This window comes from Kocuria sp. GQ42 (assembly GCF_059758435.1).
This window is the reverse complement of record NZ_JCAXEN010000004.1, coordinates 279622-306123: the sequence shown is the minus strand read 5'-3', so window position 1 is coordinate 306123 and position 26502 is coordinate 279622. Positions and strand designations below refer to the sequence as shown.

The window sequence follows — 26502 nt, the reverse complement described above, 5'->3', positions numbered from 1 at the left end:
AGACCACGAAGGACGTTGATGGACGCGACAGCCCAGCAGGGACACGACGCGCAGACGATGCGCCCCGCCCGCCCCCGGCCGCTGAGCCTCGCGGAGACCGCCCGGCTCGCGGGCGGGACGGCGCCGTCCCGCGCCGTGGACGTCACCGGCATCTCCCTGGACTCCCGGGAACTGCGCCCCGGGGACCTCTACGCGGCGCTGCCCGGCGCCCGCACCCACGGCGCCCGCTTCGCCGCGGCCGCCCAGCGCTCCGGCGCCGCCGCGGTGCTCACCGACGCCGAGGGCGCCGCGATCCTCCGGGACGCCGGCATCGGGCTGCCCGTGGTCGAGGCCCCGGACCCCCGCCGGTCCGTGGGGGCGATCGCCGCACGCGTCTACGGCTCCCGGCCGGAGGACGGGACCGCCCCGGCCCTGTTCGCGGTGACCGGCACCAACGGCAAGACGACCACGACCTACTTCACCAACTCGGTGCTCCGCGCCCTGGGCCGGCGCACGGGGCTGATCGGGACCATCGAGATCCTCGCCGGCGACGAGTCGATCCCCTCCCGGCTCACCACCCCCGAGGCCCCGCACGTGCACGCGCTGCTGGCGCTCATGCGCGAGCGCGGCATCACGGCGGCGTCCATGGAGGTCTCCTCCCACGCCCTGCAGTTCCACCGGGTGGACGGCGTCCGCTTCGACGTCGCCGGGTTCACCAACCTGACCCAGGACCACCTCGACCTGCACGGGTCGATGGACGAGTACTTCGCGGTCAAGGCCCAGCTGCTCACCCCGGAGCGGACCCGCCGGGCCGTCGTCGTGGTCCAGGACGAGGACGACGTCTGGGGCCTGCGGATGGCCGAGCACGCGCGGGAGCGGCTCGGCCCGGACCTCGTCGACACGATCGCCCTGCGCGGCGGCGTGCCGGGGGACCGGGACGCCGGACCGGGCCGGCACGGCGCGGACTGGACGCTGACCAGCCTGACCCGCCGCGGGATCGGGCACTCCTTCGCGCTGCGGCACCGGGACGGCCGCACGCTGCGCGTGTCCACGGGCCTGCCGGGCGACTTCAACGTGGCCAACGCCGCGCTCGCCGTGGTCATGGTCGTGGCCTCCGGGGTCGACGTCGCCGAGGTGCAGCGCGTCCTCGACGAGGCGGACCCCCTCACCACGGACGTGCCGGGGCGGATGCAGCTCATCGGCACGCAGCCCACCGCCGTCGTCGACTTCGCGCACAACCCGGACGCCCTGCGCCGCGCGCTCGCCGCCGTCGAACCGCCCGACGAGGAGGGCCGCGTGATCGTGGTCTTCGGCGCCACGGGGGAGCGGGACCGCTCCAAGCGCCCGGTCATGGGGGAGATCGCCGCCCGCCACGCGGACGTGGTGATCATCACGGACGACGACCCGCACGACGAGGACGCCGGCGCGATCCGCGCCGAGGTCGCGGCCGGGGCGTTCGCGGCCCGCGACGCCGGCGCCCGGGCCCAGGAGGTGCTCGTGCTCGAGCCCCGCGCCGTGGCCATCCGCGCCGCGGTGGCCATGGCGGGGCGCACCGACTCCGTGCTCGTGGCCGGCCGCGGGCACGAGACGGTCCAGGAGATCCGGGGCGTGGACCACCCGCTGGACGACAGGGAAGAGCTGCGGGCCGCGCTGGCCGACGGGCAGCAGGACCGTTGGGAGAACCGATGATCGACCTCACCGCCGCACAGCTCGCCCAGATCACGGGCGGGCGCGCCGTCGGCGCCGCCGCCGCGGCGCCCGTCGTCCGCCACGTCGCGACCGACTCCCGCGAGGCGCGTCCCGGCACGCTGTTCGTCGCCAAACCGGGGGAGGTCACCGACGGCCACGAGTACGTGGGCGCGGCCTTCGCCGCCGGCGCCGTCCTCGCCCTCGTCGAGCACGAGGTCTCCGACGCCGCGGGGGTCACCTACCCGGGCGTGGTGGTCCCCGACGTCGTGGAGGCGATGGGCCGGCTGGCCGCCTGGGTCGTGGCCCAGCTGCGCGCCGACCACGAGGTGAAGGTCATCGCCGTCACCGGATCCGTCGGCAAGACCACCACCAAGGACCTCCTGCGGGGCATTTTCGCCGCGGAGGGTCCCACGGTCGCGCCCCGCGGTTCGTACAACGGGGAGGTCGGCGTGCCGCTGACCGTCTTCGAGGCCGAGCCGGGCACCCGGTTCCTCATCATCGAGATGGGCGCCACCCGGATCGGCAACATCGACTACCTGTGCCGGATGGTCCGCCCCGACATCGGGGTGGTGCTGTGCGTGGGCTCCGCCCACGCCGGCGAGTTCGGCGGGGTCGCCAACATCGCCCGCGCCAAGGGCGAGCTCGTCGAGTCCCTGCGGGCCGACGGCGTGGCGGTCCTCAACGACGACGACCCCCTGGTCCGCCAGATGCACCGCCGCACCGCCGCGCCCGTGCTGTTCTTCGGGGAGTCCCCGGCGAACGCGCTGCCCGACGTCCCGGCCGCCCGGGTGCACGCCTCCGAGATCCGGCTCGGGCCCGGCGGCAGCCCGGAGTTCCGCCTGCACTTCCCGGACGGCTCCGCGCACCGGGTCGTCTCCCGGCTCATCGGGGAGCACCACGTCTCCAACCTGCTCGCGGCCGCCTCCGCGGCCTTCGTGGCCGGGGTCGCCCCGGAGCGGATCGCGGCCTCGCTCAACGCCCAGGGCGCCGCGAGCCGGTGGCGGATGGAGCGCACCGAGCGGGCCGACGGCGTCACGGTGGTCAACGACGCCTACAACGCCAACCCGCAGTCGATGCGCGCCGCGCTGCAGACCCTGGCCCAGCTGGGCCGCGGCTCCGCCGGGTCCGCGCCGCGCCGCACCTGGGCGGTGCTCGGGGGCATGCTCGAGCTCGGCGACAGCACGATCGAGGAGCACGACGCCCTGGGCCGCATGGTGGTCCGGCTCAACATCTCCAAGCTGATCGCCGTGGGCGACCTCGCCCGCCCGGTCTACGACGCCGCCCAGCTCGAGGGCTCGTGGGGCAACGAGGCCACCTGGGCGGCGACCGCGGAGGACGCCGAGGAGATCCTGCGCCAGGAGCTCGCACCGGGTGACATCGTGCTCTTCAAGTCCTCCAACGCCGCCGGTCTCCGGGTCCTGGGGGACCGGGTCGCGGCCGACGCCGGGGACGGCGCCGGCGGACCCGCCCCGGGCAACGACGCCCCGGCGCACGGCGACCACTGGCTCTCGGCCGGTCCCTTCGTCAACGCCTCCCTCGACCCGAGCGGGAGGCCCACCACCCCGGGCCCCTCCGCGGACGGGAACGAGCCGGCATGATCCAGATCCTTATGGCGGCCTGCTTCGCCCTGGTCCTGTCCCTCTTCGGCACCCCGGCCTTCATCAAGTTCCTCGCCCGGCGCGGCTACGGCCAGTTCATCCGGGACGACGGGCCCACGAGCCACCACACCAAGCGCGGGACGCCCACCATGGGCGGCGTGGCGATCCTCGGCTCCGTGGTGGTCGCCTACGCGCTCACGCACCTGATCTCCGGGATGCTGTGGCCCTCCTACGGGGGCGTCACCCTCTCCGGGCTCTCCGCGCTGCTGCTGATGCTCGGCATGGGCTTCGTCGGGTTCATCGACGACTACAAGAAGATCGCCAAGAAGCAGAACCTCGGGCTCAGCCCCGTGGGCAAGATCGTCCTCCAGGGCCTCATCGGCACCGCCTTCGCCCTGCTCGTGCTGCTCGTGCCCGGTCCGCAGGGCACGACCCCCGCGTCCTCGGCGATCTCCATCACCCGGGACACGGCCCTCGACCTCGCCTTCGCCGGCACCGCGGTCGGGGCCGTCCTCTTCGTGATCTGGGTGAACCTGATCGCCACCGCCACGACCAACGCCGTGAACCTCACCGACGGCCTCGACGGCCTCGCCACCGGGGCGTCCATCCTCGTGTTCAGCGGCTACCTGCTGATCGCCATGTGGCAGAACACCCACCTGTGCGGAGCCGTGGCCGAGGGGGTCTGCTACGAGGTGCGCGACGCCGCCGACCTCGCCCTCACCGCCGCCGCGCTGGTCGGGGCCCTGGTGGGCTTCCTGTGGTGGAACACCTCCCCGGCGAAGATCTTCATGGGCGACACGGGATCGCTGGGCCTCGGCGGCGCGCTCGCCGCGTTCGCGGTGCTCACCCGCACCGAGCTGCTGCTGGTGCTCATCGCCGGGCTGTTCGTGATCATCACGGTCTCCGTCATCCTGCAGGTCGGCTACTTCAAGCTCTCCGGCGGCAAGCGCATCTTCAAGATGGCGCCGCTGCAGCACCACTTCGAGCTCAAGGGCTGGAACGAGGTGACCATCGTGGTCCGCTTCTGGATCATCGCCGGGCTGTTCGTCGCGGCCGCGCTCGGCGTCTTCTACGGCGACTGGCTGCTCTCCCACGGAGGAATGATCCAATGATCCACGCGAGCAACGACAACCCCGTCCTGGACCGGCCGCGCCTGGCCGGGCTCACCACGTGGGACGCCGACTGGGCCGGGCTGCGCGTGGTCGTCGCCGGCATCGGCCTGTCGGGCTTCGCCGCCGCGGACACCCTGGTCGAGCTCGGCGCCCGCGTCGTCGTCGTCGACGGGGCGGACACCCCGGAGAACCGGGTGAAGGCCGACACCCTGCGGATCGTGGGCGCTGCCGACGTCCTGCTGGGGGAGGCGGCCCAGGGGGCCGTGCCCGACGTCGAGGGCGAGCGCCCCGACCTGGTCGTCACGTCCCCGGGGCTGCGGCCCGACCACCCCCTGCTCGCCGCCGCGGCCGCCGAGGGCGTCCAGATCTGGGGCGACGTGGAGCTCGCCTGGCGGGTGCGCGAGCGCGCCGGGCGCAAGACTGCCGAGTGGGTGTGCATCACCGGGACCAACGGCAAGACCACCACGGTCGGGATGACCGCGTCGATGCTGCAGGCCGCCGGGTTCACCGCGGCCGCCGTCGGCAACGTGGGCACCCCCATCCTGGACGCGCTGCGCGAGCCGGTCGAGCACGACGTCCTCGCCGTGGAGCTCTCCAGCTTCCAGCTGCACTGGACGTCCTCGATGTCGCCGCTGGCGTCCGTGGTGCTCAACGTGGCCGAGGACCACGTGGACTGGCACGGCGGCTACGAGAACTACGTGGCGGACAAGTCCCGCATCTACGAGCACACCCGGGTGGCGTGCGTCTACAACGCCCAGCAGGCCGAGACCGTGCGCATGGTCGAGGAGGCCGACGTGCTGGAGGGCTGCCGCGCCGTGGGCTTCACCCTCGAGACCCCGGACGTCAGCATGCTCGGCGTCGTGGAGGACCTGCTCGTGGACCGCGCCTTCCTCGACGACCGCCGGGGCTCCGCCCTCGAGCTCGCCTCGATCACCGACACCGGCCCCCTCCCCACGCCCCACGGCGTGGCCAACGCGCTGGCCGCCGCGGCGCTGGCCCGGGCGGCCGGCGCCCCGCCGGAGGCCGTGCGGGAGGGGCTGCGCGCCTGGGAGCCCGGCGACCACCGGATCCAGGCCGTCGCCACGACCCACGGCGTGCTGTGGATCAACGACTCCAAGGCCACCAACCCGCACGCGGCCGACGCGGCCCTGGCCGCGTTCGACTCCGTGGTGTGGATCGCCGGCGGCCTGTCCAAGGGCGTCTCCTACGACCGGCTCGTCGCCCGGCACGCCGGCCGGCTGCGCACCGTGGTGCTCATCGGCACGGACAACGACTCGCTGCTGGCCGCGCTCGCCGCGCACGCCCCCGAGGTCCCCGTCCTGCGGACCGCCGAGCGTCCCGGCCCCGCGGCGGGCGACGCCGTGATGGGCGAGGCGGTGCGGCTCGCCCACGAGGTCGCCCGGAAGGGCGACACGGTGCTGATGGCGCCGGCGTCCGCCTCGATGGACCAGTTCAGCTCCTACGCCCACCGCGGTGACGCGTTCGTCCGGGAGGTCGCGGACCTCGTGGGACGGCTCTCGTGACGCAGGTGCAGGACCGGGCGGGGCTCGCGCGGACGGCCCGCGGCTCCCTGGGCGGGGCGCGCCGCTTCTGGCGTGCCCTCGTGGACGGACCACTCATCCACTCCTACTACGCGCTGGCCGGCTCCGTGCTGCTGCTGACGGCCATCGGCATCATGATGGTCCTCTCGGCCTCGGCGGTCGAGTCGATCTCGGCGCAGGAGTCCGCGTACTCGTACTTCGTCAAGCAGGCCACCTTCGGCGGGATCGGCGTGGTCCTGATGTTCGCGCTGTCCTTCGTGCCCACCGCCTGGTACCGCCGGGGCGCGACCGGACTGCTGGTCCTCGCCGTGCTGCTGCTCATGCTCGTCTTCACCCCGCTCGGGCAGGAGATCAACGGCAACCGGAACTGGATCGTGGTGGGCGGGCAGACCTTCCAGCCGTCCGAGGCCGCCAAGCTCGCCGTGGCGATCTGGCTGGCCATGGTCCTGGCCCGGCAGGGCGACGCCGTGCGCGACTGGCGCCAGGCCCTGTGGCCGTCCGGGCTGGGCATCGGGATCCCCGCCGCGATGATCGTGCTGGGCGACGACGTCGGCACGGCCCTCGTCTTCGTGCTGATCTACGGGGCCGCCCTGTTCTTCGCCGGGGCGCCGCTGCGGCTGTTCGCGATCGCGGCCGCCGGGGCCGCGCTGGTCGGCACGCTGGCCGTGGTCACCGCGCCCCACCGCGTGGACCGGATCACCGGCTGGCTGTTCGGCGAGTGCGGCGCCACCGACGCCTGCTACCAGTCCCAGCAGGGGCTCAACGCCCTCGCCTCGGGCGGCTGGTGGGGCGTGGGGCTGGGCCAGTCCCGGCTCAAGTACAACTACGTCCCCGAGGCGCACAACGACTACATCTTCTCGATCATCGGCGAGGAGCTGGGCCTGCTGGGCACGGTGCTGATCCTCGCCCTCTTCGCGGTCATGGCCCTGGCGATGGCCCGCGTCATCCTGCGCGCCCGCAGCGGCTTCGTCCGGATCGCCACCGCCTGCATCGTGACCTGGCTGGTCGGCCAGGCGTTCATCAACATCGGCATGGTCACGGGGGTGCTGCCCGTGATCGGCGTCCCCCTCCCGTTCATCAGCTACGGTGGGTCGTCGCTGCTGATGAGCCTCGCGGCCGTCGGCGTCGTGATGTCCTTCACCCGGCTGCCGCGCCGGATCCAGGTCCCCACCCCCCGCCCCCGCACCCCGAACGAGGATCGCGCATGACACCGTCCGAACCCACCACCGGAGGCCCCGCGCCGTCGGTCCTGCTGGCCGGCGGGGGCACCGCCGGGCACGTCAGCCCCCTCCTGGCCGTGGCCGCCGCGCTGCGGGAGCAGGCACCGGAGGCCCGCCTGACGGCGGTGGGCACCGCGTCCGGGATGGAGACCCGGCTCGTCCCGCAGGCCGGGCTCGAGCTCGAGCTCGTCGACCGGGTCCCGCTGCCCCGCCGGCCCTCCGTGGACCTCGTCCGGCTGCCCGGACGGCTCCTCGGCGCCGTGCGGCAGGCCGGGGAGATCCTCGACCGCGTCCGGCCGGACGTGGTGCTGGGCGTCGGCGGCTACGTCTGCACCCCCGTCTACCTCGCCGCCGCCCGGCGCGGGCTGCCCATCGTGGTGCACGAGGCCAATGCCCGCCCCGGTCTGGCCAACCGGGTCGGCGCGCGCTGGGCCAGGACCGTGGCCGCCGCGTTCCCCGGCACCCCGCTGCGCGGAGCCGTCACCGTCGGCATGCCCATGCGCCGGGAGATCTCCCACCTGGACCGGGAGGCGCTGCGCGCGGAGTCCCGCCGGTCCTTCGGGCTCGACCCCGACCTGCCCACCGTCGTGGTCACCGGCGGCTCCTCGGGCGCCCTCGCCATGAACCGCACCGTGGCCGGCGTCGTCGGGGAGGTCGCCGCGCGCGGCTACCAGCTCCTCCACGTCACCGGCCGGGGCAAGCAGCTCACCCGGGACGACGGCGCGCCGCTGAGCGCCCCCGGCTACGTGCAGGTCGAGTACGTGGACGGCATGGAGCGGGTCTACGCCGCCGCGGACCTGCTCGTGGCCCGCGCCGGCGCCGCGACCGTCTCGGAGGTCGCCGCCGTCGGCCTGCCCGCCGTGTTCGTCCCGCTGCCCGTCGGCAACGGCGAGCAGGCGCTCAACGCCGCCTCCCTGGTGGCGGCCGGCGCGGCGCAGCTCGTCGCCGACGACGCGTTCACCCCCGACTGGTACCGCCGGAACGTGCACCCCCTGCTGGACGACCCCGGCCGCCTCGCCGCGATGGCCGCCGCGAGCCGCGCCCACGGCGTGCGCGACGCCGACACCGTGCTGGCACGGATGATCCTCGAGGAGGTCCCCGGTGAGCGCTGAGCACGAGACCGACCCCGCCCTGCTGGGCCGGGTCCACTTCATCGGGATGGGCGGCGCGGGGATGTCCGCCGTCGCCAAGCTGATGCTCGCCCGCGGGGTCCCGGTCAGCGGCTCCGACCGCCAGGACTCTCCGGCGCTGCGCCAGCTCCAGGACCTGGGCGCCACCGTGCACGTGGGCCAGCGCGCCGAGCACGTGGACGGGGCGCAGACCGTGGTGGTGTCCACCGCGATCCCGCCCGAGGACCCCGAGTACTCCGCCGCCCGGGCCGCCGGGCTGCGCGTGCTGCACCGCTCCGAGGCGCTCGCGTCCGCGATGCACGGCCGCGCGGTCGTGGCGGTGGCCGGCACGCACGGCAAGACCACCACGAGCGCCATGGCCGCGCTCGCGCTGCACACCGCCGGGCTGGAGCCCTCCTGGGCGATCGGCGCGCACGTGGCCGACCTCGGCTCCAACGCCGCCCTCGGCACGGGCCCGTGGTTCGTGGCCGAGGCCGACGAGTCGGACGGCTCCTTCCTCGCGTACGGTCCGCGGATCGCCGTGGTCACCAACATCGAGCCCGACCACCTCGACTACTACGCCTCCCGCGAGGCCTTCTACCGGGCCTTCGACGAGTTCGCCGCGACCCTGCCCGCGGACGGGCTGCTCGTGGCCTGCCAGGACGACCCCGGCTCGCGAGAGCTCGCGGAGCGCCACCGGTCCGCCGGCGGACGGGTGGTCAGCTACGGCACGGACCCGGGCTCCGACGTCCAGGTGCTGCCCGGGGAGGCCGACGGGCTGCGCACCAGCAGCACCCTGCTCCTGGGCGAGGGCGCCGACCGCCGGGAGGAGCGGCTCGAGCTCGTGGTGCCGGGCCGGCACAACGTCCTCAACGCGACCGCCGCCTTCTGCGTGGCCGTCGAGGCCGGCGTCCCGCCCGCGGACGCGGTGCGCGGGCTGGCCGGTTTCCACGGCTCCGCCCGGCGCTTCGACCTGCGGGGCGAGGTGGACGGGGTCCGGGTCTTCGACGACTACGCCCACCACCCCACCGAGGTGGTCGCGGCGCTCACGGCCGCGCGGGAGGTCGCGTCCGGGCACCGGGTGATCGCGATCTTCCAGCCGCACCTGTTCTCCCGCACGCGCGAGTTCGCGGCCGAGTTCGCCGACGCCCTGGCGCTGGCCGACGAGGCCCTCGTGATCGACATCTTCGCCGCGCGGGAGCAGCCCGTCGACGGCCTCACGAGCCGGATCGTCACCGACCGCGCCCCCGCCCACGTCCGCTACGTGCCGGACGGCGCCGACGCGGTCGCCGAGGCCGCGGCGGCCGCACGCCCCGGGGACCTGGTGCTCACGGTGGGCGCCGGGGACGTCACCGCCCTCGGGCCCCGGCTCGTGGACCGCCTCGGGGCCCGCTGATGAGCCGGCACGGCCGCCCGCACCAGCCCCGCTTCGGGGACCCGGCCGGGGACTCCGCCGGGGGCGCCGGCGTTCCCGGGCCCGCCGGCGGGACCGTGCCGGAGACCACCTCGGGCCCCGCGTCCGAGCGAGGCGCCGCCCCCGAGCGCGACCCCGGACCGCCGGCCGGCCCCGGGGGCCCGCCGCGGTCCGGGAGCACCGCCTCCGGCGCGGCCGCGCCGGAGGGCGGGCGCGTGCGCGTGCGCGTGAACGACGGGACCAAGGTCACGCCCCTGGCCGACGAGGACGACCTCGAGGAGGTCCCGGCCGCCGGCGGGCGCTTCAGCGCGTGGCGGCGGCACCGGCAGGAGCGCGCCGCCACCCGCACGCTCACCGCCTCCCGGCTCCCCCCGGTGGAGGAGCCCCCGCGGGCCGGTTCCACGGCTGTGGGGGCCACCGCCGTGGGGGCCACGGTCGTGGCCTTTCCCGCCTCACCGGGGGCCCGGCGCCGGCGCCGGCGGATCGGCGCGGTCCTCGGGGTGCTCGCCGCCCTGGCGGTGCTCGCCGGCGTCCTGTTCCTCTCCCCGGCGCTGGCCGTGCGGGACATCACCGTGCGCGGCGCGGAGCTGACGGACCCGGCCCGCGTCGAGTCCGCGCTCGACGCCTACCGGGGCGTCCCGCTGACGCGGATCTCCAAGGACGAGGTGCGGGAGCGGGTGGGGCGGATCCCGCAGGTCCGCTCCATCGAGGTCCTGCTCGAGCCCCCGCACCACCTCGTGGTCGCGCTGCGCGAGCGCGTGCCCGTCGCCGCGATCGAGGACGACGGGGAGTTCGTGGTCGTCGACTCGGAGGGGGTGGAGCTGATGACCGCAGGCTCCGCGGAGGAGGCGGGCGTCCCCGTCGTCACGGGCGGGCGCGACGTGCTCGAGGGCGAACGGTTCGAGGCCATCGCGGACGTGCTGGCCGCCCTGCCGGAGTCCGTCCTCGCCCAGCTGCGCACCGCCTCGGCCGAGTCGCTGTCCTCGGTGGAGCTGGCCTTCACCGACGGCCGCACGGTCGTCTGGGGCACCGCCGAGGACAGCGAGCTCAAGTCGCAGGTCCTCCGGGAGCTCGTCGAGGCGCGCGGCGCCGGCAGCGGCGTCGAGACCTACGACGTGTCGAGCCCGACGCGCCCCGTGGTGCGCTGAGGGGCGACACCGGAACTCACGTTCCACCAGAGGTCGAGAGTGCGGCCGAAACGCAGCACGACGTGCGGTTTTGGCGAAAAGTGTCGAAAGCGGTATGGCTTGTCGTGCAGGTGGTCCCCGTCGTTGTTAGGCTTGACCCCGACATCGAACCCGCCGGGGGAGCAGCTGACGGCATGAGATTCGACCTTCGATAGAAGGTTGAGAAACGGCTCGCCATCCCCGACCCGAACCATCTCCAGTTAGGTACCCATGGACTCCTCCACCCCCCAGAACTACTTGGCCGTCATCAAGGTCGTCGGAATCGGCGGCGGCGGCGTCAACGCCGTCAACCGGATGATCGAGGAGGGGCTGCGCGGCGTCGAGTTCATCGCGATCAACACGGACGCGCAGGCCCTGCTGATGAGCGACGCCGACGTCAAGCTCGACGTCGGGCGCGAGCTCACGCGCGGTCTGGGCGCCGGCGCCAACCCCGATGTCGGCCGCCAGGCGGCGGAGGACCACCACGAGGAGATCGAGGAGGTCATCAAGGGGGCCGACATGGTCTTCGTGACCGCCGGCGAGGGCGGCGGCACCGGCACCGGCGGCGCCCCCGTGGTCGCCCGCATCGCCCGCTCCCTGGGCGCCCTGACCATCGGTGTCGTCACCCGCCCCTTCACCTTCGAGGGCCGCCGCCGGTCCAACCAGGCGGAGAACGGGATCGAGACGCTGCGCGACGAGGTCGACACCCTCATCGTGATCCCCAACGACCGGCTGCTGTCCATCTCCGACCGCAACGTGTCCATGCTGGACGCCTTCAAGTCCGCGGACCAGGTGCTGCTCTCCGGCGTGCAGGGCATCACGGACCTGATCACCACCCCGGGCCTGATCAACCTCGACTTCGCCGACGTGAAGTCCGTGATGCAGGGCGCCGGCTCGGCGCTCATGGGCATCGGCGCCGCGCAGGGCGAGGACCGTGCCGTGAAGGCGGCGGAGCTCGCCATCGCGTCGCCGCTGCTCGAGGCCTCGATCGACGGCGCCCACGGCGTGCTCCTGTCCATCCAGGGCGGCTCCGACCTCGGGCTGTTCGAGATCAACGAGGCCGCCCGCCTGGTCCAGGAGGTCGCCCACCCCGAGGCGAACATCATCTTCGGCGCGGTCATCGACGACGCCCTGGGCGACCAGGCCCGCGTCACGGTCATCGCCGCGGGCTTCGACTCGGTGAGCCCGGAGACCAACGCGAACAACACCAACGCGGCCGCCCAGCAGGCGGCGAGCACGCGCGCGGCCTTCGGGTCCGGCGCCGGTCAGCCCGCCGGCGTGGGCCGTGCCCCGCAGCGCGGCGGGACCCCGTCCTTCGCCCAGCCCTCCACCTCGCAGCGGTGGGCGCAGCCGGTGCAGAACGACGACGTGCCCGACGACGCCGGCTTCGACGTCGACCTGCCCGCCGAGGCGGAGGCCGGCGCCGGGGCGGGCTCCGGGCGCAAGGACTCCCTGGACTTCCCCGACTTCCTGAAGTGAGTCCGGCGCCCTGGGGGCGGACGCGGTGGACCCGCGTCCGCCCCCAGGGCGCGTTAAGCCCCGCCGCCGGTTCCTCCGGCGGCACGACGAGACACGACGAGCAACGACAGGAGGACCCGGTGCTCTGGTGGCAGGACGACGTCGGGCAGGGCGTCCGGGTGGCGTTCACGGACCGGGGCGCGGGCAACCTCGCGCTGCACACGGGCGACGACCCGGACGCGGTGCGGGCCCGCCGGGCCGCGCTCGAGCGGTCGATCGGCGTCCCCGGGGGCTCCCTGGTGTTCCTCGACCAGGTGCACGGCACCGACGTGGCCGACGCGGACCGGCACGACCGGCCGGCCGTGCCGACCGCGGACGCCGCGGTCACGGCGACGGGTGTGCCGCTGGCCGTGATGGTCGCCGACTGCGTGCCCGTCGTGCTCGTCGGGGAGGGGCCCCGAGGCCCGCTCACGGGCGTGGCGCACGCCGGGCGCCGCGGACTGCTCGAGGGCGTGCTCGATCGCGCGGTCGAGCAGCTGCGGGCACGGGGCGCGAGCGGGCTGTCGGCCTGGCTCGGTCCCTCGATCTGCGGCAGCTGCTACGAGGTGCCGGCCGCCATGCGCGCGGAGTCCGCGGAGCGGATCCCCGCGGTGGCCGCCACGACGTCCTGGGGCACGCCTGCCCTCGACCTGCGCGCCGGGGCCCGGGAGCGGCTGTCCGCCCTCGGGGTCGGCGTCGTTGAGCCGTCGGGGGCCGGCTCCTCCTGCACCCTCGAGAACGAGCGGCTGTCCTCGCACCGCAGGGACCCCGGCTCCGGCCGCATCGTCGGCCTCGTCTGGCGCTCCGGTCCCCGCGGGGAGGGTGCCGCGTGAGCGCCGACCCGGCCGCCGCCCCCGGCGGCGACGATCCGCGGACCCTGGAGCTCGCCCGGTCCCTCGACCGGGTGCGTGCCCGGATCGCGGCCGCGGCGCGGGGGAGCGGGGCGGCCGAGGAGCCCGTGCTGGTCGCCGTGACGAAGTTCTTTCCGGCCGCGGACGTGGCCCGGCTGCACCGGCTCGGCGTCCGGGACGTGGGGGAGAACCGGGACCAGGAGGCCGCCGCCAAGGCGCGGGAGGTGGCCGGGCTCGTGGACGGACCCCTCACCTGGCACTTCGTGGGCCAGCTCCAGTCGAACAAGGCGAAGTCGGTGGTGCGCTACGCGGCGTGGGTGCACTCCGTGGACCGGGCCTCGCTGGTCACGGCCCTCGGCAAGGCGGTGCAGCGGCACCGGGAGGCCGTGGCGGCCGGGGACGCGGCCCCCGGGCCGTGCGCCGAGCAGGACCTGACGTGCCTCGTCCAGGTGTCCCTGGACGCCGAGGAGCGCCGCGGCGGCGCCCGCCCCGAGGACGTCGTCGGGCTCGCCGAACAGATCGCCGGCACCGAGGGGCTGCGTGCCGGAGGCCTCATGGCCGTCGCCCCGCTGGGGTCGCCCCCGGGGCCCGCCTTCGACCGCCTCCAGGAGCTCTCGCAGCGGCTGCGGCGGTCCCTCCCGGAGGCCACGGCCGTGTCCGCGGGCATGAGCCAGGACCTCGAGGAGGCGGTCGCCCGGGGAGCCACGCACGTGCGCGTCGGCTCCGATATCCTCGGCCCCCGGGCGCCCGTAGGATAGCTTGGAGGACGGCCCCGCGGGGCCAGGGCCGTACCGCGTTCCGGGCAGCACCACGGGCGCAGGGCGGTCCGAGGATCCCGGAACTCCCCCCACCGCCGATATCCGCACAGACAGTCAAGGAGAGCACCATGGCCGGAGCGTTGCGCCGCACCATGATCTATCTCGGCCTCGCCGAGACGGACGAGGACTACGACGAGCCGACGCCGTCCCGCCAGGAGCACCAGCCCGCCGCCGCGGTCCGCGAGGAGCCGCGCGAGGCCCGCGCCCACGAGTCCACCGCAGTGGCCGTGCCGCGCCGGTCGGCCGAGTACCGGGCGCCGGTCACCCCCATCAAACGCGCCCCCTCCAGCTCTCGAGAGGACAGCTCGACCTTGCGCACGATCACCACGGTCCACCCCCGCTCCTACAACGACGCGAAGTCCATCGGCGAGGCCTTCCGCGAGGGCACGCCCGTCATCATGAACGTCAGCGACATGGGCGACGCCGAGGCCAAGCGCCTGGTGGACTTCTCCGCCGGCCTGGTCTTCGCCCTGCACGGCTCCATCGAACGGGTGACCGGCAAGGTCTTCCTGCTCACCCCGTCCTACGTGGAGGTCGTCGGGCACCCCGCCGGCGGCGAGGACGAGACCGACGACCACCAGGAGGACTGAGGCGGACCGATGGACCTGTTGCTCTCCGTGCTGTACCTGGCACTGCACCTCGTGTACGTCGCGCTGCTCGCGCGCCTCGTGCTCGACTGGGTGCAGATGTTCGCCCGCAACTGGCGGCCCCGCGGAGCCGCCCTCGTCGGGGCCTCCGCCGTGTACACCGTCACCGACCCGCCGATGCGGTGGCTCCGGCGGATCGTGCCGCCCCTGCGCTTCGGCGGGGTGTCGCTGGACCTCGGGTTCCTCATCCTCATCTTCGCCGTCAGCATCGTCCAGGGCATCATCGGCTCGATGCTGGTCTGACGCAGTGCTGGTCCGACGCAGTGCTGGTCCGACGCAGTGCTGGTCCGACGCAGTGCTGGTCCGACCCGGTGCCTGTCGGACCCGGCCCGCCGGAGACCGGCCTGTACGCTGTAACCGCACGACCACCGGGCGCCGGCCACCGCGCCGCCCCGGCCCCGGTCGGACGGATCCCCCGCCGCGGGCCGCGCCCGCGCTCCGCCCACGAAGGAATGCACCCATGGCTCTGACGCCCGAAGACGTCATCAACAAGCGGTTCCAGCCCACGAAGTTCCGGGAGGGCTACGACCAGGACGAGGTCGACGACTTCCTCGACGAGATCGTCGTGGAGCTGCGCCGCCTGAACCAGGAGAACAGCGACCTCAAGCAGCAGCTCGAGGCCGCCGGGCAGCCCGTCGCTCCCAAGGACTCCGCGCCGTCGCCCGTCTCCGAGCCCGGCCTCCCCGTCGCCGACGACACCGCCGGGGAGACCGCCGGGGAGACCGTCGAGGCCCCCGCCCCGGTCACCGGCGGTGCGCCGCAGGAGGCGGTGGAGCGGACCTCGCCCGCCGCGGCCGGCACCGGGGCCGCCGAGACCGTCGCCGCGGAGACCGCGCCCACCTCCGGTGCGGCGCAGTCCGCGGCCGGCGTCCTGGCGATGGCCCAGAAGCTGCACGACGAGTACGTCGCCGAGGGCACCGCCGAGCGGGACCGGATCGTCGGCGAGGCCCGCGAGCGGGCCGAGGAGCTCGTCACGGACGCCCAGCGCACGCGCGAGGAGACCCTCACGGCCCTCCAGGAGGAGCAGGCCGAGCTGCAGGCCCGCGTCTCGGGGCTGCGCGCCTTCGAGCAGGACTACCGCACCAACCTCAAGGCGTACATCCAGGACCAGCTGCAGGACCTGGACACCACCCCGTCCCTCGAGCCCGCACCGGCCGCGGACGGCGCCGCCGGCCCGGTCCGGTCCGAGCAGGCCTAGCCGCCGCGCCGCGACGCGCACCCTGCGGAGGGACCGGCCACGTGCCGGTCCCTCCGTCGTCGCCCCGCCCCGGGGCCGCCCCTGGAGGGGCGCCCCCGGGGCCGATGGCTCCCGGGCGGACGTGGCACCATGGAACGGGGCCGACGTCCCCGCCGCCCCGCCACCCGGGGCGGGCCCGATCCCCGCCCCGCCACCCGAGGAGAGCATGAGCGAGTCCCCCGAAGTCCCCGCCGGCGCACCCGACCGCCGGACCCCGCGGGGCGTCCTCCTCCTCGCCGCGGCCGCCGCGCTGCTGGTGTACGCCGCGGACCAGCTCACCAAGTGGTGGGTCGTCGCGACCATGGAGCTCGGCCAGCGGACGCCGGTGGTCGAGGGACTGCTGTGGTGGCAGTTCATCCGCAACCCCGGCGCCGCGTTCTCCCTGGGGGAGAACATCACGTGGGTCTTCACCCTGGTGATGGTGGTCGTCTCCGTCCTCATCGTGCTCACCCTCCGCCGGGTGCGTTCGGCCGCGTGGGCCCTGGCCCTGGGGCTCGTCCTCGGCGGCGCCCTCGGCAACCTGACCGACCGGCTCCTGCGGGACCCCGGCTCCGGGATGGGCCACGTGGTGGACTTCATCGCCGTGCCGCGCTTCGCGATCTTCAACATCGCCGACTGCGGGGTGGTCGTGGGGGTCTCCCTCGTGGTGCTCCTGACGCTGCTCGGCCGGGAGCTCGACGGCACCCGCACGGGCGCGGGCGCCCCGGCCGCGCAGCGGGTCGAGGCCTCGCCGGAGGAGGAGGGCACCCGTGGCTGAGCCCGAGGAGCACGTGCAGGAGCGCTTCACCGTGCCGCCCGAGCTCGAGGGCCAGCGCGCGGACGCCGCCGTGGCCGCCCTCACCGGGCTCTCCCGCTCCGCGGCCGCCGTGCTCTGCGCCGAGGGTCGCGTGCTGCACCGCGACCGGCCCGTCGCCAAGTCCTTCCGGGTCGAAGCCTCGCAGACCCTCACCGTGCACGTGCCCGTCCCCGAGGACCCGGCACGGATCGTGCCCCAGCTGGTCGAGGACTTCCGCGTGGTGCACCTGGACGACGACATCGTGGTGATCGACAAGCCACCCGGCGTCGCCGCGCACCCCTCGCCGGGCTGGAAGGGACCGACCGTGGTCGGGGCCCTGGCGGGCGCGGGCGTCACCGTGAGCACCTCCGGCGCCCCCGAACGGGCCGGTGTGGTGCACCGGCTCGACGTCGGCACGTCCGGGCTGATGGTCGTGGCCCGCACCGAGCGCGCGTACACCGCGCTCAAGCGCGCCTTCAAGGACCGGACGGTCACGAAGGTCTACCACACGGTGGTGCAGGGCCTCCCTGACCCGCTGCGCGGGACGATCGACGCGCCGATCGGGCGCCACCCCGGCTACGACTGGCGCTTCGCCGTGGTCGACGGCGGCCGCGCGTCGATCACCCACTACGAAGTCCTGGAGGCCTTCGGCCGGGCGGCGCTCGTCGAGGTGCACCTGGAGACCGGCCGCACCCACCAGATCCGCGTGCACTTCTCCGCGCTGCGCCACCCGTGCTGCGGGGACCTCACCTACGGCGCGGACCCCGCGCTGTCGGCCGGCCTCGGGCTCACCCGGCAGTGGCTGCACGCCAAGCGCCTGGGCTTCGAGCACCCCGGCACGGGGGAGCCCGTCGAGTACGAGAGCCCGTACCCGCCGGACCTCTCCTTCGCCCTCGAGACGCTGCGCGACGGCGGTCCCGCCTGACCCGGCGGAGCGGCCCCGGCCGGGGGAGCCGGCCGCCGCGGGACGGCCCCGGCGGGGCGGAGCGGTCGGTGCGGACCACTACACTGGTCGGGTGACGACGGCGACCGGCAAGAACAGCTTCACCCACCTCCACGTGCACACCGAGTACTCCATGCTCGACGGTGCGGCACGCCTCGACGACCTCTTCGAGGCCTGTCACGAACTGGGGATGTCCTCCCTGGCGACGACCGACCACGGCTTCGTCTTCGGGGCCTTCGACTTCTGGAACAAGGCCCGCAACGCGGGGATCAAGCCCATCATCGGCGTGGAGGCCTACCTGACGCCGGGCACCGCCCGCTCCGACCGCACCCGCGTGAAGTTCGCCGACGGCGGCCGGGACGACGTCTCGGGCGGCGGCGCCTACACGCACATGACGCTGCTCGCGGAGACCACCCAGGGCATGCAGAACCTGTTCCGCGCCTCGTCCCTGGCGTCCCTTGAGGGCCAGCTCTACAAGCCGCGCATGGACCGCGAGCTGCTGAACACCTACGGCAAGGGCCTCATCGCGACCACCGGCTGCCCCTCCGGGGAGGTGCAGACCCGCCTGCGCCTGGGCCAGTACCAGGAGGCGCGGCAGGCCGCGGCGGAGTTCCGCGACATCTTCGGCGCCGAGAACTACTACTGCGAGCTCATGGACCACGGCCTGGGGATCGAGAAGCGGGTCACCGGCGACCTGCTCAAGCTCGCCAAGGACCTGCAGCTGCCGCTCGTGGCCACCAACGACCTGCACTACACCCACGCCGAGGACGCGAAGTCCCACGCCGCCCTGCTGTGCGTGCAGTCCGGCTCGACGCTGGCGGACCCGAAGCGGTTCAAGTTCGACGCCGACGAGTTCTACCTGAAGTCCCCGGCGGAGATGCGGGAGCTGTTCCGGGACTTCCCCGAGGCGTGCGACAACACCCTGGAGATCGCGGAGCGGTGCAACGTCGAGTTCGACACCTCCGCGAACTACATGCCCCGCTTCCCGACCCCCGAGGGCCACGACGAGGAGTCCTGGTTCGTCGAGGAGGTGCAGCGGGGCCTGCACCACCGCTTCCCCGGCGGGATCCCCGAGGACGTCCAGCGGCAGGCGGACTACGAGAAGGGCATCATCCTGCAGATGGGCTTCCCCGGGTACTTCCTGGTGGTGGCCGACTTCATCAACTGGGCCAAGAACAACGGGATCCGGGTGGGACCGGGCCGCGGCTCCGGGGCCGGCTCGATGGTCGCGTACGCCATGCGCATCACCGAGCTGAACCCGCTGGAGCACGGCCTGATCTTCGAGCGCTTCCTCAACCCGGACCGCGTCTCCATGCCCGACTTCGACGTCGACTTCGACGACCGCCGCCGCTCCGAGGTGATCCACTACGTCACCGAGAAGTACGGCGACGAGCGCGTGGCCATGATCGTCACCTACGGCACCATCAAGGCCAAGCAGGCGCTCAAGGACTCCTCGCGCGTGCTGGGATACCCCTTCTCGATGGGGGAGAAGCTGACCAAGGCCATGCCGCCGGACGTCATGGGCAAGGGCATCTCCCTCAAGGACGTCTACGACGAGAGCGCCAAGCGCTACGGGGAGGCCGACGAGCTGCGCGAGATCCTCGCCCAGGACCCGGAGGCGAAGAAGATCTTCGACACCGCCGAGGGCCTCGAGGGGCTCAAGCGGCAGTGGGGGGTGCACGCGGCGGGCGTCATCATGTCCTCGGACCCGCTGATCGACATCATCCCGATCATGCGCCGCGAGCAGGACGGGCAGGTCATCACCCAGTTCGACTACCCCACCTCCGAGGGGCTCGGGCTGATCAAGATGGACTTCCTGGGGCTACGCAACCTCACGATCATCTCCGACGCGATCGAGAACATCACGCTGAACCAGGACGGGTTCGTCCTCGACCTCGAGAACCTCCTGCTCGACGACGCCGAGTCCTACGAGCTGCTGGCCCGCGGCGACACCCTCGGGGTGTTCCAGCTCGACGGCGGGCCCATGCGCCAGCTGCTCAAGCTCATGCGCCCCGACAACTTCGAGGACATCTCCGCGGTCATCGCCCTGTACCGTCCGGGGCCCATGGGCGCGAACTCGCACACGAACTACGCGCTGCGCAAGACCGGCCAGCAGGAGATCACCCCGATCCACCCCGAGCTCGAGGAGCCGCTCGCGGAGATCCTCAACACGACCTACGGCCTGATCGTCTACCAGGAGCAGGTCATGGCGATCGCCCAGAAGGTCGCGGGCTTCACGCTCGGCCAGGCGGACATCCTCCGCCGCGCCATGGGCAAGAAGAAGAAGTCGGAGCTGGACAAGCAGTACGAGGGCTTCCACGGCGGCATGGTGGAGCGCGGCTACTCCGAGGCCGCGATCAAGGCCCTGTGGGACATCCTCCTGCCCTTCTCCGACTACGCGTTCAACAAGGCCCACTCCGCCGCCTACGGCCTCGTCTCCTACTGGACGGCGTACCTCAAGGCGCACTACCCGGCCGAGTACATGGCCGCGCTGCTCACCTCGGTGGGCGACGACAAGGACAAGCTCGCCCTGTACCTCACCGAGTGCCGCCGGATGGGCATCACCGTGCTGCCCCCGGACGTCAACGAGTCCGCGCTGAACTTCACCCCGGTGGGCACCGACATCCGCTTCGGGATGGGCGCGGTGCGCAACGTGGGCGCCAACGTGGTCAGCGCGATGGTCGAGGCCCGGGAGGAGCACGGCGCCTTCACCTCCTTCAACGACTTCCTCGCGAAGGTCCCCGCCGTGGTGTGCAACAAGCGCACCATCGAGTCCCTGGTCAAGGCGGGCGCCTTCGACCGGCTGGGCCACACCCGGCGCGGACTCGTGCTCTGCCACGAGGAGGCCGTGGACGCCACGGTCGCCGTCAAGCGCCAGGAGGCGGCCGGGCAGTTCGACCTCTTCGGGGGCATGGGGCTGGACGACGAGGACCCCTCGACGTCGCTGACCGTCGCGGTGCCGGACGTGCCCGAGTGGGAGCGCAAGGACCTGCTGGCCTTCGAGCGCGAGATGCTCGGCCTGTACGTCTCCGACCACCCGCTGCGCGGCCTCGACGAGGCGCTCGGGCAGTACGCCGACACCTCGATCCAGCCGCTGCTCGGCGAGGACGGCCGGCCCGACGGCGCCGTGGTGACCGTGGCGGGCATGATCACCTCCCTGTCCCGGCGGATCGCCAAGACCTCGGGCAACGCCTACGCGCGGGTGGAGCTCGAGGACCGGACGGGCTCGATCGAGATCATGTTCTTCGGCAAGGCCTACGCCCCCATCGCGGGCGTGCTCGCGGAGGACCTCATCTGTGTAATCAAGGGCCGGCTGCAACGCCGGGACGACGGGTCGGTGACGATCTCCGCGCAGGAGCTCACCGTGCCGGAGCTCTCGGCGGACGGGCACAGCGGCCCCGTGCTGATCGCCCTGCCCGAGTTCCGCGCCACGGAGGAGACGGTCAAGGAGATCGGCGCGGTGCTGCGCAACCACCGCGGGGACTCCGAGGTGCGCATCCACCTCGAGACCCGCCAGAAGGTGCAGGTCCTGCGCCTGGGCCCCGATCTGCGGGTGAACCCCTCACCGGCGCTGTTCGGGGACCTCAAGGTGCTGCTCGGCCCGACCTGCCTGGAGGTATAGCCCACCGGGCGGCGGAGCGCAAGGCCCGGCACCCGGCCGGGCGCCGCGGTGGAATACCATGGAGAGCGTGACTACTGCTGAGACGACCACGACTCCCGTCCTGCGAACGATCGACCTGCGCGGCCGGCACCTGTCCTGGTCCGAGCTGCGGGCGGCCGTGCCCCGGCAGAGCTCCACGTCGCTCGCCTCGGCGCAGCAGGTCGTGGAGGAGATCATCGCCGCGGTCCGCACCGAGGGCGCCGTCGCCCTGCGCCGCTACGCGCAGCGCTTCGACGGCGTGGCCCAGGGCCGGCTGCGCGTCGACCCGGCGGAGATCCGGCGGGCGGTCGACGAGCTGGACCCGGCCGTGCGCCGGGGCCTGGAGACCGCCATCGAGCGCACCCTGGCCTTCGCGCAGGCGCAGCGCCCGGCCGACGCCCGCGTCGAAGTCGCGCCCGGCGCCGTGCTCGTGCACCGGTGGACGCCCCTGCACCGGGCGGGGCTCTACGTGCCCGGCGGGCTGGCCGTCTACCCCTCGTCCGTGGTCATGAACGTCGTCCCGGCCCAGGCGGCGGGGGTCGGCTCGGTGGTGCTGTGCAGCCCGCCGCAGAAGGAGTTCGGGGGCCTGCCGCACCCCACGATCCTCGCGGCCGCCGGGCTGCTCGGGGTGGACGAGGTCTGGGCCATCGGCGGTGCCCAGTCGCTGGCCGCCATGGCCCACGGGGTCACGGACGGCGACGACGTCCTCGAGCCGGTCGACACCGTGACCGGTCCGGGCAACGTCTACGTCGCCACGGCCAAGCGCCTGCTCCGCTCCGTGGTCGGCGTGGACGCCGAGGCGGGGACCACCGAGATCGCCGTGCTGGCCGACGACACCGCCGTGCCCGCCTACGTGGCCGCCGACCTGATCTCCCAGGCCGAGCACGACCCCGCCGCCGGCGCGGTGCTGATCACCCACTCGCCCGGGCTCGCCGAGCGGGTCGCCGCGGAGCTCGCCGTCCAGGTCCCCGAGGCGAAGCACCGGGAGCGGATCGCCACCGCCCTGTCCGGGCAGCAGTCCGGGATCGTGCTCACCGACGACCTCGACTCCTCGATCGCCGTGGCCGACGCCTACGCCGCCGAGCACCTCGAGATCCACACCGCCGACCCGCAGGAGGTCGCCGCCCGGGTGCGCAACGCGGGGGCGATCTTCCTGGGGCCCTACAGCCCCGTCCCGCTCGGCGACTACGCGGCGGGCTCGAACCACGTGCTGCCCACGGGCGGGACGGCGGTGCACGCCCAGGGCCTGTCCACCACCGCCTTCATGAAGGCCGTGCAGATCGTCGAGTACACCCAGGACGCGCTCGCCGTGATCGGGGAGGACATCGTGGCCGTCGCGCGCTCCGAGGACCTGCCCGCGCACGGCCGGGCCATCACGATCCGCACCGGGAGCTGATCCGACCGTGCACTGCCCGTTCTGCCGTCACACCGACTCCCGCGTCGTCGACAGCCGCACCACGGACGACGGGACGGCGATCCGCCGCCGCCGCCAGTGCTCCGAGTGCGGCCGGCGCTTCACCACGCTCGAGACCACGACCATCTCGGTCATCAAGCGCTCGGGCGTCACCGAGCCCTTCGACCGGCAGAAGATCGTCAACGGGGTGCGCAAGGCCTGCCAGGGGCGGCCGGTGAGCGAGGACGACCTCGCGATGCTAGCCCAGGAGGTCGAGGAGACGATCCGGGCGCTGGGCGCCGCGGAGATCGAGGCGCACGAGGTGGGGCTGGCGATCCTGGCCCCGCTCCGCCGGCTGGACGTCGTGGCGTACCTGCGCTTCGCCAGCGTCTACCAGGCCTTCGACGGCCTGGGGGACTTCGAGGAGGCGATCGACCTCCTGCGCCGGCAGCAGGCCGAGCAGACCGGGCAGCAGACCATCCCCGCGACCGTGGAGCCCATCGGCGCCGCCCGCAAGCGCACCGGCCGGCGGCCGCGGGGCAAGGGCGTCGAGGGCGTGTCCCAGCCGAGGCTGCTCTGACGACCCGCCCGTGCGGTGCACCGGCTCCGGCCGCCACGTCCCGGCGTGTCCCTTGCCGCAGGCCGGAGGAGGACCGTAGAGTGGGGTCCACAACAAGCTCCCGCCGGGGGCTGCGGAGGGGAAGCCGCGGCCCCCGGCGGGTTTTTTCTGCCCCGGCCGGATCGTTCCCGCCCGGTCACGACGACGCCCGGTCACCTCCTCGCGGAGGTGACCGGGCGTCGTCGTCGGACCGGGCTCAGCTCTCGGGCGCGTGCGGGATGCCAGCCCACAGGGCGGCGCCCACGATGCCGGCGTTGTTCCGGAGCTCGGCGACCTTCACGGGCGTGCGCAGCTCGATGAAGGGGAGGAACTTCTCCGCCTTCTTCGACACCCCGCCGCCGACCACGAACAGGTTGGGCGAGAACAGGAACTCCACGTGGCTGAAGTAGCGCTGCAGACGGGTGGTCGCCCACTTCTTCCACGGCATGTCCTCGCGCTCGCGCGCGGCGGCGGACGCCTTCGTCTCGGCGTCGTGGCCGTCGATCTCCAGGTGCCCCAGCTCGGCGTTGGGGACGAGCTTGCCGTTGAGGATCAGGGCGGAGCCGATCCCGGTGCCCAGGGTGATCACGATGACCAGGCCCTTGACGCCCCGTCCGGCCCCGTAGACGGCCTCGGCCAGCCCCGCGGCGTCGGCGTCGTTGAGGGCCTCGACCGGGCGGCCGAGCCGTTCGGTCATGAGGCCGTCGACGTCCGTGCCGATCCAGGACTTGTCGATGTTCGCCGCGGACAGGGCCACGCCCTCCTTGATGATCGCCGGGAAGACGATGCCCACGGGCGAGTCTGGGGCGGGAGCCCCGGGACGGGACTGCAGCTCCGCGACGATCTGCTGCATCACCTCCGCGACCTTCTCGGGGGTGGCCGGGCGGGGGGTGGCGATCCGGAATCGCTCGCCGACGAGCTCGCCCGTGTCGAGGTCCACGATCCCGCCCTTGGTCCCGGTGCCGCCGAAGTCGATGCCGATGACGCGGCGGTTCGGGACGGCGGCGACGTCGCGGTCTGGTGTGGTCATGGGGCGGTCCTCTCGTGGGGCCGTGGTCGGATGATCAGTGGGCAGTCTACGGCAGGGCCTACGGCAGGGTGAGGACGTCCACCCCGTCCTCGGTGACGGCCATGGTGTGCTCGAACTGCGCGCTGCGCCGCCGGTCGCGCGTGGTCACGGTCCAGTCGTCGTCCCACTGCTCCCACTGGATCGTGCCCAGGGTCAGCATGGGCTCGATCGTGAAGACCATGCCCGGGACCATCAGGGTGGAGTAGGACGGCGCGGCGTCGTAGTGGGGGACGATCAGCCCGGAGTGGAACTCCCGGCCCACCCCGTGGCCGGTGAAGTCCCGCACCACGCCGTAGTCGAAACGCCGGGCGTACTTCTCGATGACGCGGCCGATGACGTTGATCTCCCGGCCCGGGCGGACGGCCTTGACGGCCCGGTTCAGGGCCTCCTCGGTGCGCTCGACCAGCAGGCGGGACTGCTCGTCGACCTCGCCCACCAGGAACATCCGGTTGGTGTCGCCGTGGAAGCCGTCCTTGTAGGCCGTGACGTCCAGGTTGATGATGTCGCCCTCCTCCAGCACCGTGGAGTCGGGGATGCCGTGGCAGATCACCTCGTTGAGGGACGTGCAGATGGACTTGGGGAAGCCCCGGTACCCCAGGCAGGAGGGGTAGGCCCCGTGGTCGCACAGGTACTCGTGGGCGATCCGGTCGAGCTCGTCCGTGGTCGTGCCCGGCACGGCGGCCCGGCCGGCCTCCTGCAGGGCGCGCGCCGCGATCCGGCCCGCCGCACGGATGAGCTCGATCTCGTCCGGGGTGTAGACGTTGCCGCCGCGGCCCTCGTCCGGCTCCGCCCGGCCCACGTACTCGGGGCGGGGGATGGACGCCGGCACGGGCCGGCCGGGGGTCACGGAGCCGGGAGCGAGGGCGCCGACGGGGGCGGTGCCGCCGGGGGCGGGAGCGGTGAGGTTGTGCGTGGGCACGGGGGTCTGGACCTCCTGGATCGGGTGGGCCGGCCCCGTCCGGGCCGGTCCGGGCCTAGGATCTACCCTAGCGCGCCGGGCACGGGGCCGGTCCGGTCACCGGTGCCCGGCGGCCACCGAGAGGAGAGGTCATGGCCGAGTACTGGTTCAACACCTACACCCACCAGGTCGAGGAGGGCCCGCAGTCGGACTACCGCAAGCTGCTCGGGCCCTACGCCACGCGCGAGGTGGCGCAGAACGCGCTGAAGCTCGCCGCGGAGCGCACCCGGCAGTGGGACGAGGAGGACCGCGCCTTCGAGGAGGGCTGATCCGCCGCGGGCGCAGTGCCTCGAGGGCCGGGTCGCCCCGGAACGGTGCGCCGGGCGCGGTGGCTCAGAAGCCGTGCTCCGGGGCCGGGAAGGCCCCCGAGCGCACGTCCTCGACGTAGCGGCCCACGGCGTCGGAGACCACCCCGTGCAGGTCCGCGTACTGCCGGACGAAGCGCGGCATCCGGCCCCGGCGCAGCCCCAGCATGTCCTGCCACACGAGCACCTGGCCCGTGGTCGCGGGCCCGGCCCCGATGCCCACGGTCGGGATCTCCAGGGCGGCGTCCACGGCCGCGGCGGCCTCCGCCGGGACCATCTCCATCACCAGGCAGAAGGCCCCGGCGGCCTCGAGGGCGCGGGCGTCCTCCACGAGCGTGCGCGCGGCGTCGCCGCGACCCTGCACCCGGTACCCGCCCAGGGCGTGCTCGCTCTGCGGGGTGAAGCCGATGTGGGCCACGACGGGCACCCCGGCCTGGACCATGGCCCGGACGTGGGGGGCGAACCACGCCCCGCCCTCGAGCTTTACCGCGTGCGCGCCGCCCTCCTTGAGGAAGCGCACCGCGGTGGCCACCGCCTGTTCGGGGGAGGCCTCGTAGGAGCCGAAGGGCAGGTCCACCACCACGAACGCGCGCTCGACGGAGCCGGACACGGCACGGCACATCGGCAGCAGCTCGTCCACGGTGACGGGCAGGGTGCTGGAGTGGCCCAGGACGTTGTTGCCCGCGGAGTCCCCGACCAGCAGCGAGTCGACGCCGGCCGCGTCGAAGATCGCCGCCGTCAGGGCGTCGTAGCACGTGAGCATCGTGAACTTCTCGTCACGGCGCTTGGCCTCGCGCAGGTGGTGCGTGCGCACCCGGCGCACGTCCAGCGCGCCCGGTGCCGGACGGGGTGTCTCCTGGGTCATGGCCCCACCCTATCGGGCGCGCCCGTCCGCGGCCGTCCGGTCCGGCGGGCGCGGCGGGGCAGCGCGTTAGAGTGGGCG

23 protein-coding genes are annotated in these 26502 nt (G+C 73.8%); 20 read left to right on the top strand and 3 right to left on the bottom strand.

The features are described 5' to 3' along the window. The first annotated feature begins 18 nt into the window (after nucleotides 1-18). The 19 genes from AC6CH6_RS11030 to nrdR all read left to right on the top strand — a co-directional run bounded on the left by AC6CH6_RS11030 (nucleotide 19) and on the right by nrdR (nucleotide 23209). Entirely contained in the window at nucleotides 19-1668 is a 1650-nt protein-coding gene (locus AC6CH6_RS11030) for a UDP-N-acetylmuramoyl-L-alanyl-D-glutamate--2,6-diaminopimelate ligase (protein WP_498255144.1), read from the top strand. Further along, nucleotides 1665-3266 carry a UDP-N-acetylmuramoyl-tripeptide--D-alanyl-D-alanine ligase gene (locus tag AC6CH6_RS11025; protein ID WP_498255143.1) on the top strand — a complete coding sequence of 534 codons (1602 nt, stop codon included), beginning with the start codon at nucleotides 1665-1667 and terminating at the stop codon, nucleotides 3264-3266. The genes AC6CH6_RS11030 and AC6CH6_RS11025 overlap by 4 nt, the downstream gene beginning before the upstream one ends. Continuing rightward, nucleotides 3263-4378 (top strand): phospho-N-acetylmuramoyl-pentapeptide-transferase, encoded by a 1116-nt coding sequence (gene mraY / locus AC6CH6_RS11020; protein ID WP_133411679.1) that lies wholly within the window; start codon nucleotides 3263-3265, stop codon nucleotides 4376-4378. Before AC6CH6_RS11025 ends, mraY begins: the two co-directional genes overlap by 4 nt. Further along, nucleotides 4375-5901, top strand: coding sequence for a UDP-N-acetylmuramoyl-L-alanine--D-glutamate ligase (gene murD, locus AC6CH6_RS11015; RefSeq protein WP_498255142.1), 1527 nt, complete (start codon nucleotides 4375-4377; stop codon nucleotides 5899-5901). Before mraY ends, murD begins: the two co-directional genes overlap by 4 nt. Further along, a complete protein-coding gene (gene ftsW, locus AC6CH6_RS11010; RefSeq protein WP_133411681.1) occupies nucleotides 5898-7127 on the top strand; it encodes a putative lipid II flippase FtsW in 1230 nt (409 codons plus the stop codon). Before murD ends, ftsW begins: the two co-directional genes overlap by 4 nt. Beyond that, complete coding sequence (murG, locus tag AC6CH6_RS11005; RefSeq protein WP_498255141.1) at nucleotides 7124-8251, top strand: undecaprenyldiphospho-muramoylpentapeptide beta-N-acetylglucosaminyltransferase; 1128 nt, start codon at nucleotides 7124-7126, stop codon at nucleotides 8249-8251. The genes ftsW and murG overlap by 4 nt, the downstream gene beginning before the upstream one ends. Further along, nucleotides 8241-9644, top strand: a complete 1404-nt coding sequence (gene murC / locus AC6CH6_RS11000; RefSeq protein ID WP_498255140.1) for a UDP-N-acetylmuramate--L-alanine ligase — start codon at nucleotides 8241-8243, stop codon at nucleotides 9642-9644. The genes murG and murC overlap by 11 nt, the downstream gene beginning before the upstream one ends. Beyond that, the gene (locus AC6CH6_RS10995; RefSeq protein WP_498255139.1) at nucleotides 9644-10810 is read left to right on the top strand and encodes a cell division protein FtsQ/DivIB; all 1167 of its coding nucleotides are present in this window, start codon (nucleotides 9644-9646) and stop codon (nucleotides 10808-10810) included. The genes murC and AC6CH6_RS10995 overlap by 1 nt, the downstream gene beginning before the upstream one ends. 249 nt (nucleotides 10811-11059) lie before the next feature. Next, nucleotides 11060-12307 (top strand): cell division protein FtsZ, encoded by a 1248-nt coding sequence (gene ftsZ / locus AC6CH6_RS10990; protein WP_498255138.1) that lies wholly within the window; start codon nucleotides 11060-11062, stop codon nucleotides 12305-12307. Between the two features lie 119 nt (nucleotides 12308-12426). After that, complete coding sequence (locus tag AC6CH6_RS10985; RefSeq protein WP_498255137.1) at nucleotides 12427-13158, top strand: purine nucleoside phosphorylase YfiH/LACC1 family protein; 732 nt, start codon at nucleotides 12427-12429, stop codon at nucleotides 13156-13158. After that, entirely contained in the window at nucleotides 13155-13934 is a 780-nt protein-coding gene (locus tag AC6CH6_RS10980) for a YggS family pyridoxal phosphate-dependent enzyme (RefSeq protein ID WP_498255136.1), read from the top strand. The genes AC6CH6_RS10985 and AC6CH6_RS10980 overlap by 4 nt, the downstream gene beginning before the upstream one ends. A 128-nt stretch (nucleotides 13935-14062) precedes the next feature. Further along, nucleotides 14063-14584, top strand: a complete 522-nt coding sequence (locus AC6CH6_RS10975) for a cell division protein SepF (RefSeq protein WP_133411687.1) — start codon at nucleotides 14063-14065, stop codon at nucleotides 14582-14584. Between the two features lie 9 nt (nucleotides 14585-14593). Then, entirely contained in the window at nucleotides 14594-14884 is a 291-nt protein-coding gene (locus AC6CH6_RS10970; RefSeq protein ID WP_017833679.1) for a YggT family protein, read from the top strand. Between the two features lie 217 nt (nucleotides 14885-15101). Then, nucleotides 15102-15839 (top strand): DivIVA domain-containing protein, encoded by a 738-nt coding sequence (locus tag AC6CH6_RS10965; RefSeq protein WP_498255135.1) that lies wholly within the window; start codon nucleotides 15102-15104, stop codon nucleotides 15837-15839. Nucleotides 15840-16044: 205 nt separating this feature from the next. Beyond that, complete coding sequence (gene lspA, locus AC6CH6_RS10960; protein WP_498255134.1) at nucleotides 16045-16635, top strand: signal peptidase II; 591 nt, start codon at nucleotides 16045-16047, stop codon at nucleotides 16633-16635. Then, on the top strand, nucleotides 16628-17578 hold the full coding sequence (locus AC6CH6_RS10955; RefSeq protein ID WP_017833676.1) for an RluA family pseudouridine synthase: 951 nt from the start codon (nucleotides 16628-16630) through the stop codon (nucleotides 17576-17578). The genes lspA and AC6CH6_RS10955 overlap by 8 nt, the downstream gene beginning before the upstream one ends. Before the next feature lie 91 nt (nucleotides 17579-17669). Then, nucleotides 17670-21218, top strand: a complete 3549-nt coding sequence (dnaE, locus tag AC6CH6_RS10950; protein ID WP_017833675.1) for a DNA polymerase III subunit alpha — start codon at nucleotides 17670-17672, stop codon at nucleotides 21216-21218. A gap of 58 nt (nucleotides 21219-21276) precedes the next feature. Further along, entirely contained in the window at nucleotides 21277-22632 is a 1356-nt protein-coding gene (gene hisD, locus AC6CH6_RS10945; RefSeq protein ID WP_498255133.1) for a histidinol dehydrogenase, read from the top strand. A 7-nt stretch (nucleotides 22633-22639) separates the two neighbouring features. Continuing rightward, nucleotides 22640-23209, top strand: a complete 570-nt coding sequence (gene nrdR, locus AC6CH6_RS10940; protein WP_419967254.1) for a transcriptional regulator NrdR — start codon at nucleotides 22640-22642, stop codon at nucleotides 23207-23209. Between the two features lie 235 nt (nucleotides 23210-23444). Here nrdR and ppgK read toward each other — a convergent pair whose 3' ends face one another. Together ppgK and map are read right to left on the bottom strand one after the other, a co-directional pair. Then, nucleotides 23445-24257 carry a polyphosphate--glucose phosphotransferase gene (gene ppgK, locus AC6CH6_RS10935; protein WP_498255132.1) on the bottom strand — a complete coding sequence of 271 codons (813 nt, stop codon included), beginning with the start codon at nucleotides 24255-24257 and terminating at the stop codon, nucleotides 23445-23447. A 58-nt stretch (nucleotides 24258-24315) separates the two neighbouring features. Then, a complete protein-coding gene (map, locus tag AC6CH6_RS10930) occupies nucleotides 24316-25215 on the bottom strand; it encodes a type I methionyl aminopeptidase (protein ID WP_419967253.1) in 900 nt (299 codons plus the stop codon). 131 nt (nucleotides 25216-25346) lie between these two features. On the opposite strand from map, the gene AC6CH6_RS10925 reads away from it, so the two are divergent. Next, the gene (locus tag AC6CH6_RS10925) at nucleotides 25347-25523 is read left to right on the top strand and encodes an SPOR domain-containing protein (RefSeq protein WP_498255131.1); all 177 of its coding nucleotides are present in this window, start codon (nucleotides 25347-25349) and stop codon (nucleotides 25521-25523) included. A 64-nt stretch (nucleotides 25524-25587) separates the two neighbouring features. Here AC6CH6_RS10925 and panB read toward each other — a convergent pair whose 3' ends face one another. Further along, nucleotides 25588-26424, bottom strand: coding sequence for a 3-methyl-2-oxobutanoate hydroxymethyltransferase (gene panB / locus AC6CH6_RS10920; protein ID WP_133411694.1), 837 nt, complete (start codon nucleotides 26422-26424; stop codon nucleotides 25588-25590). Nucleotides 26425-26502 lie beyond the last annotated feature (78 nt).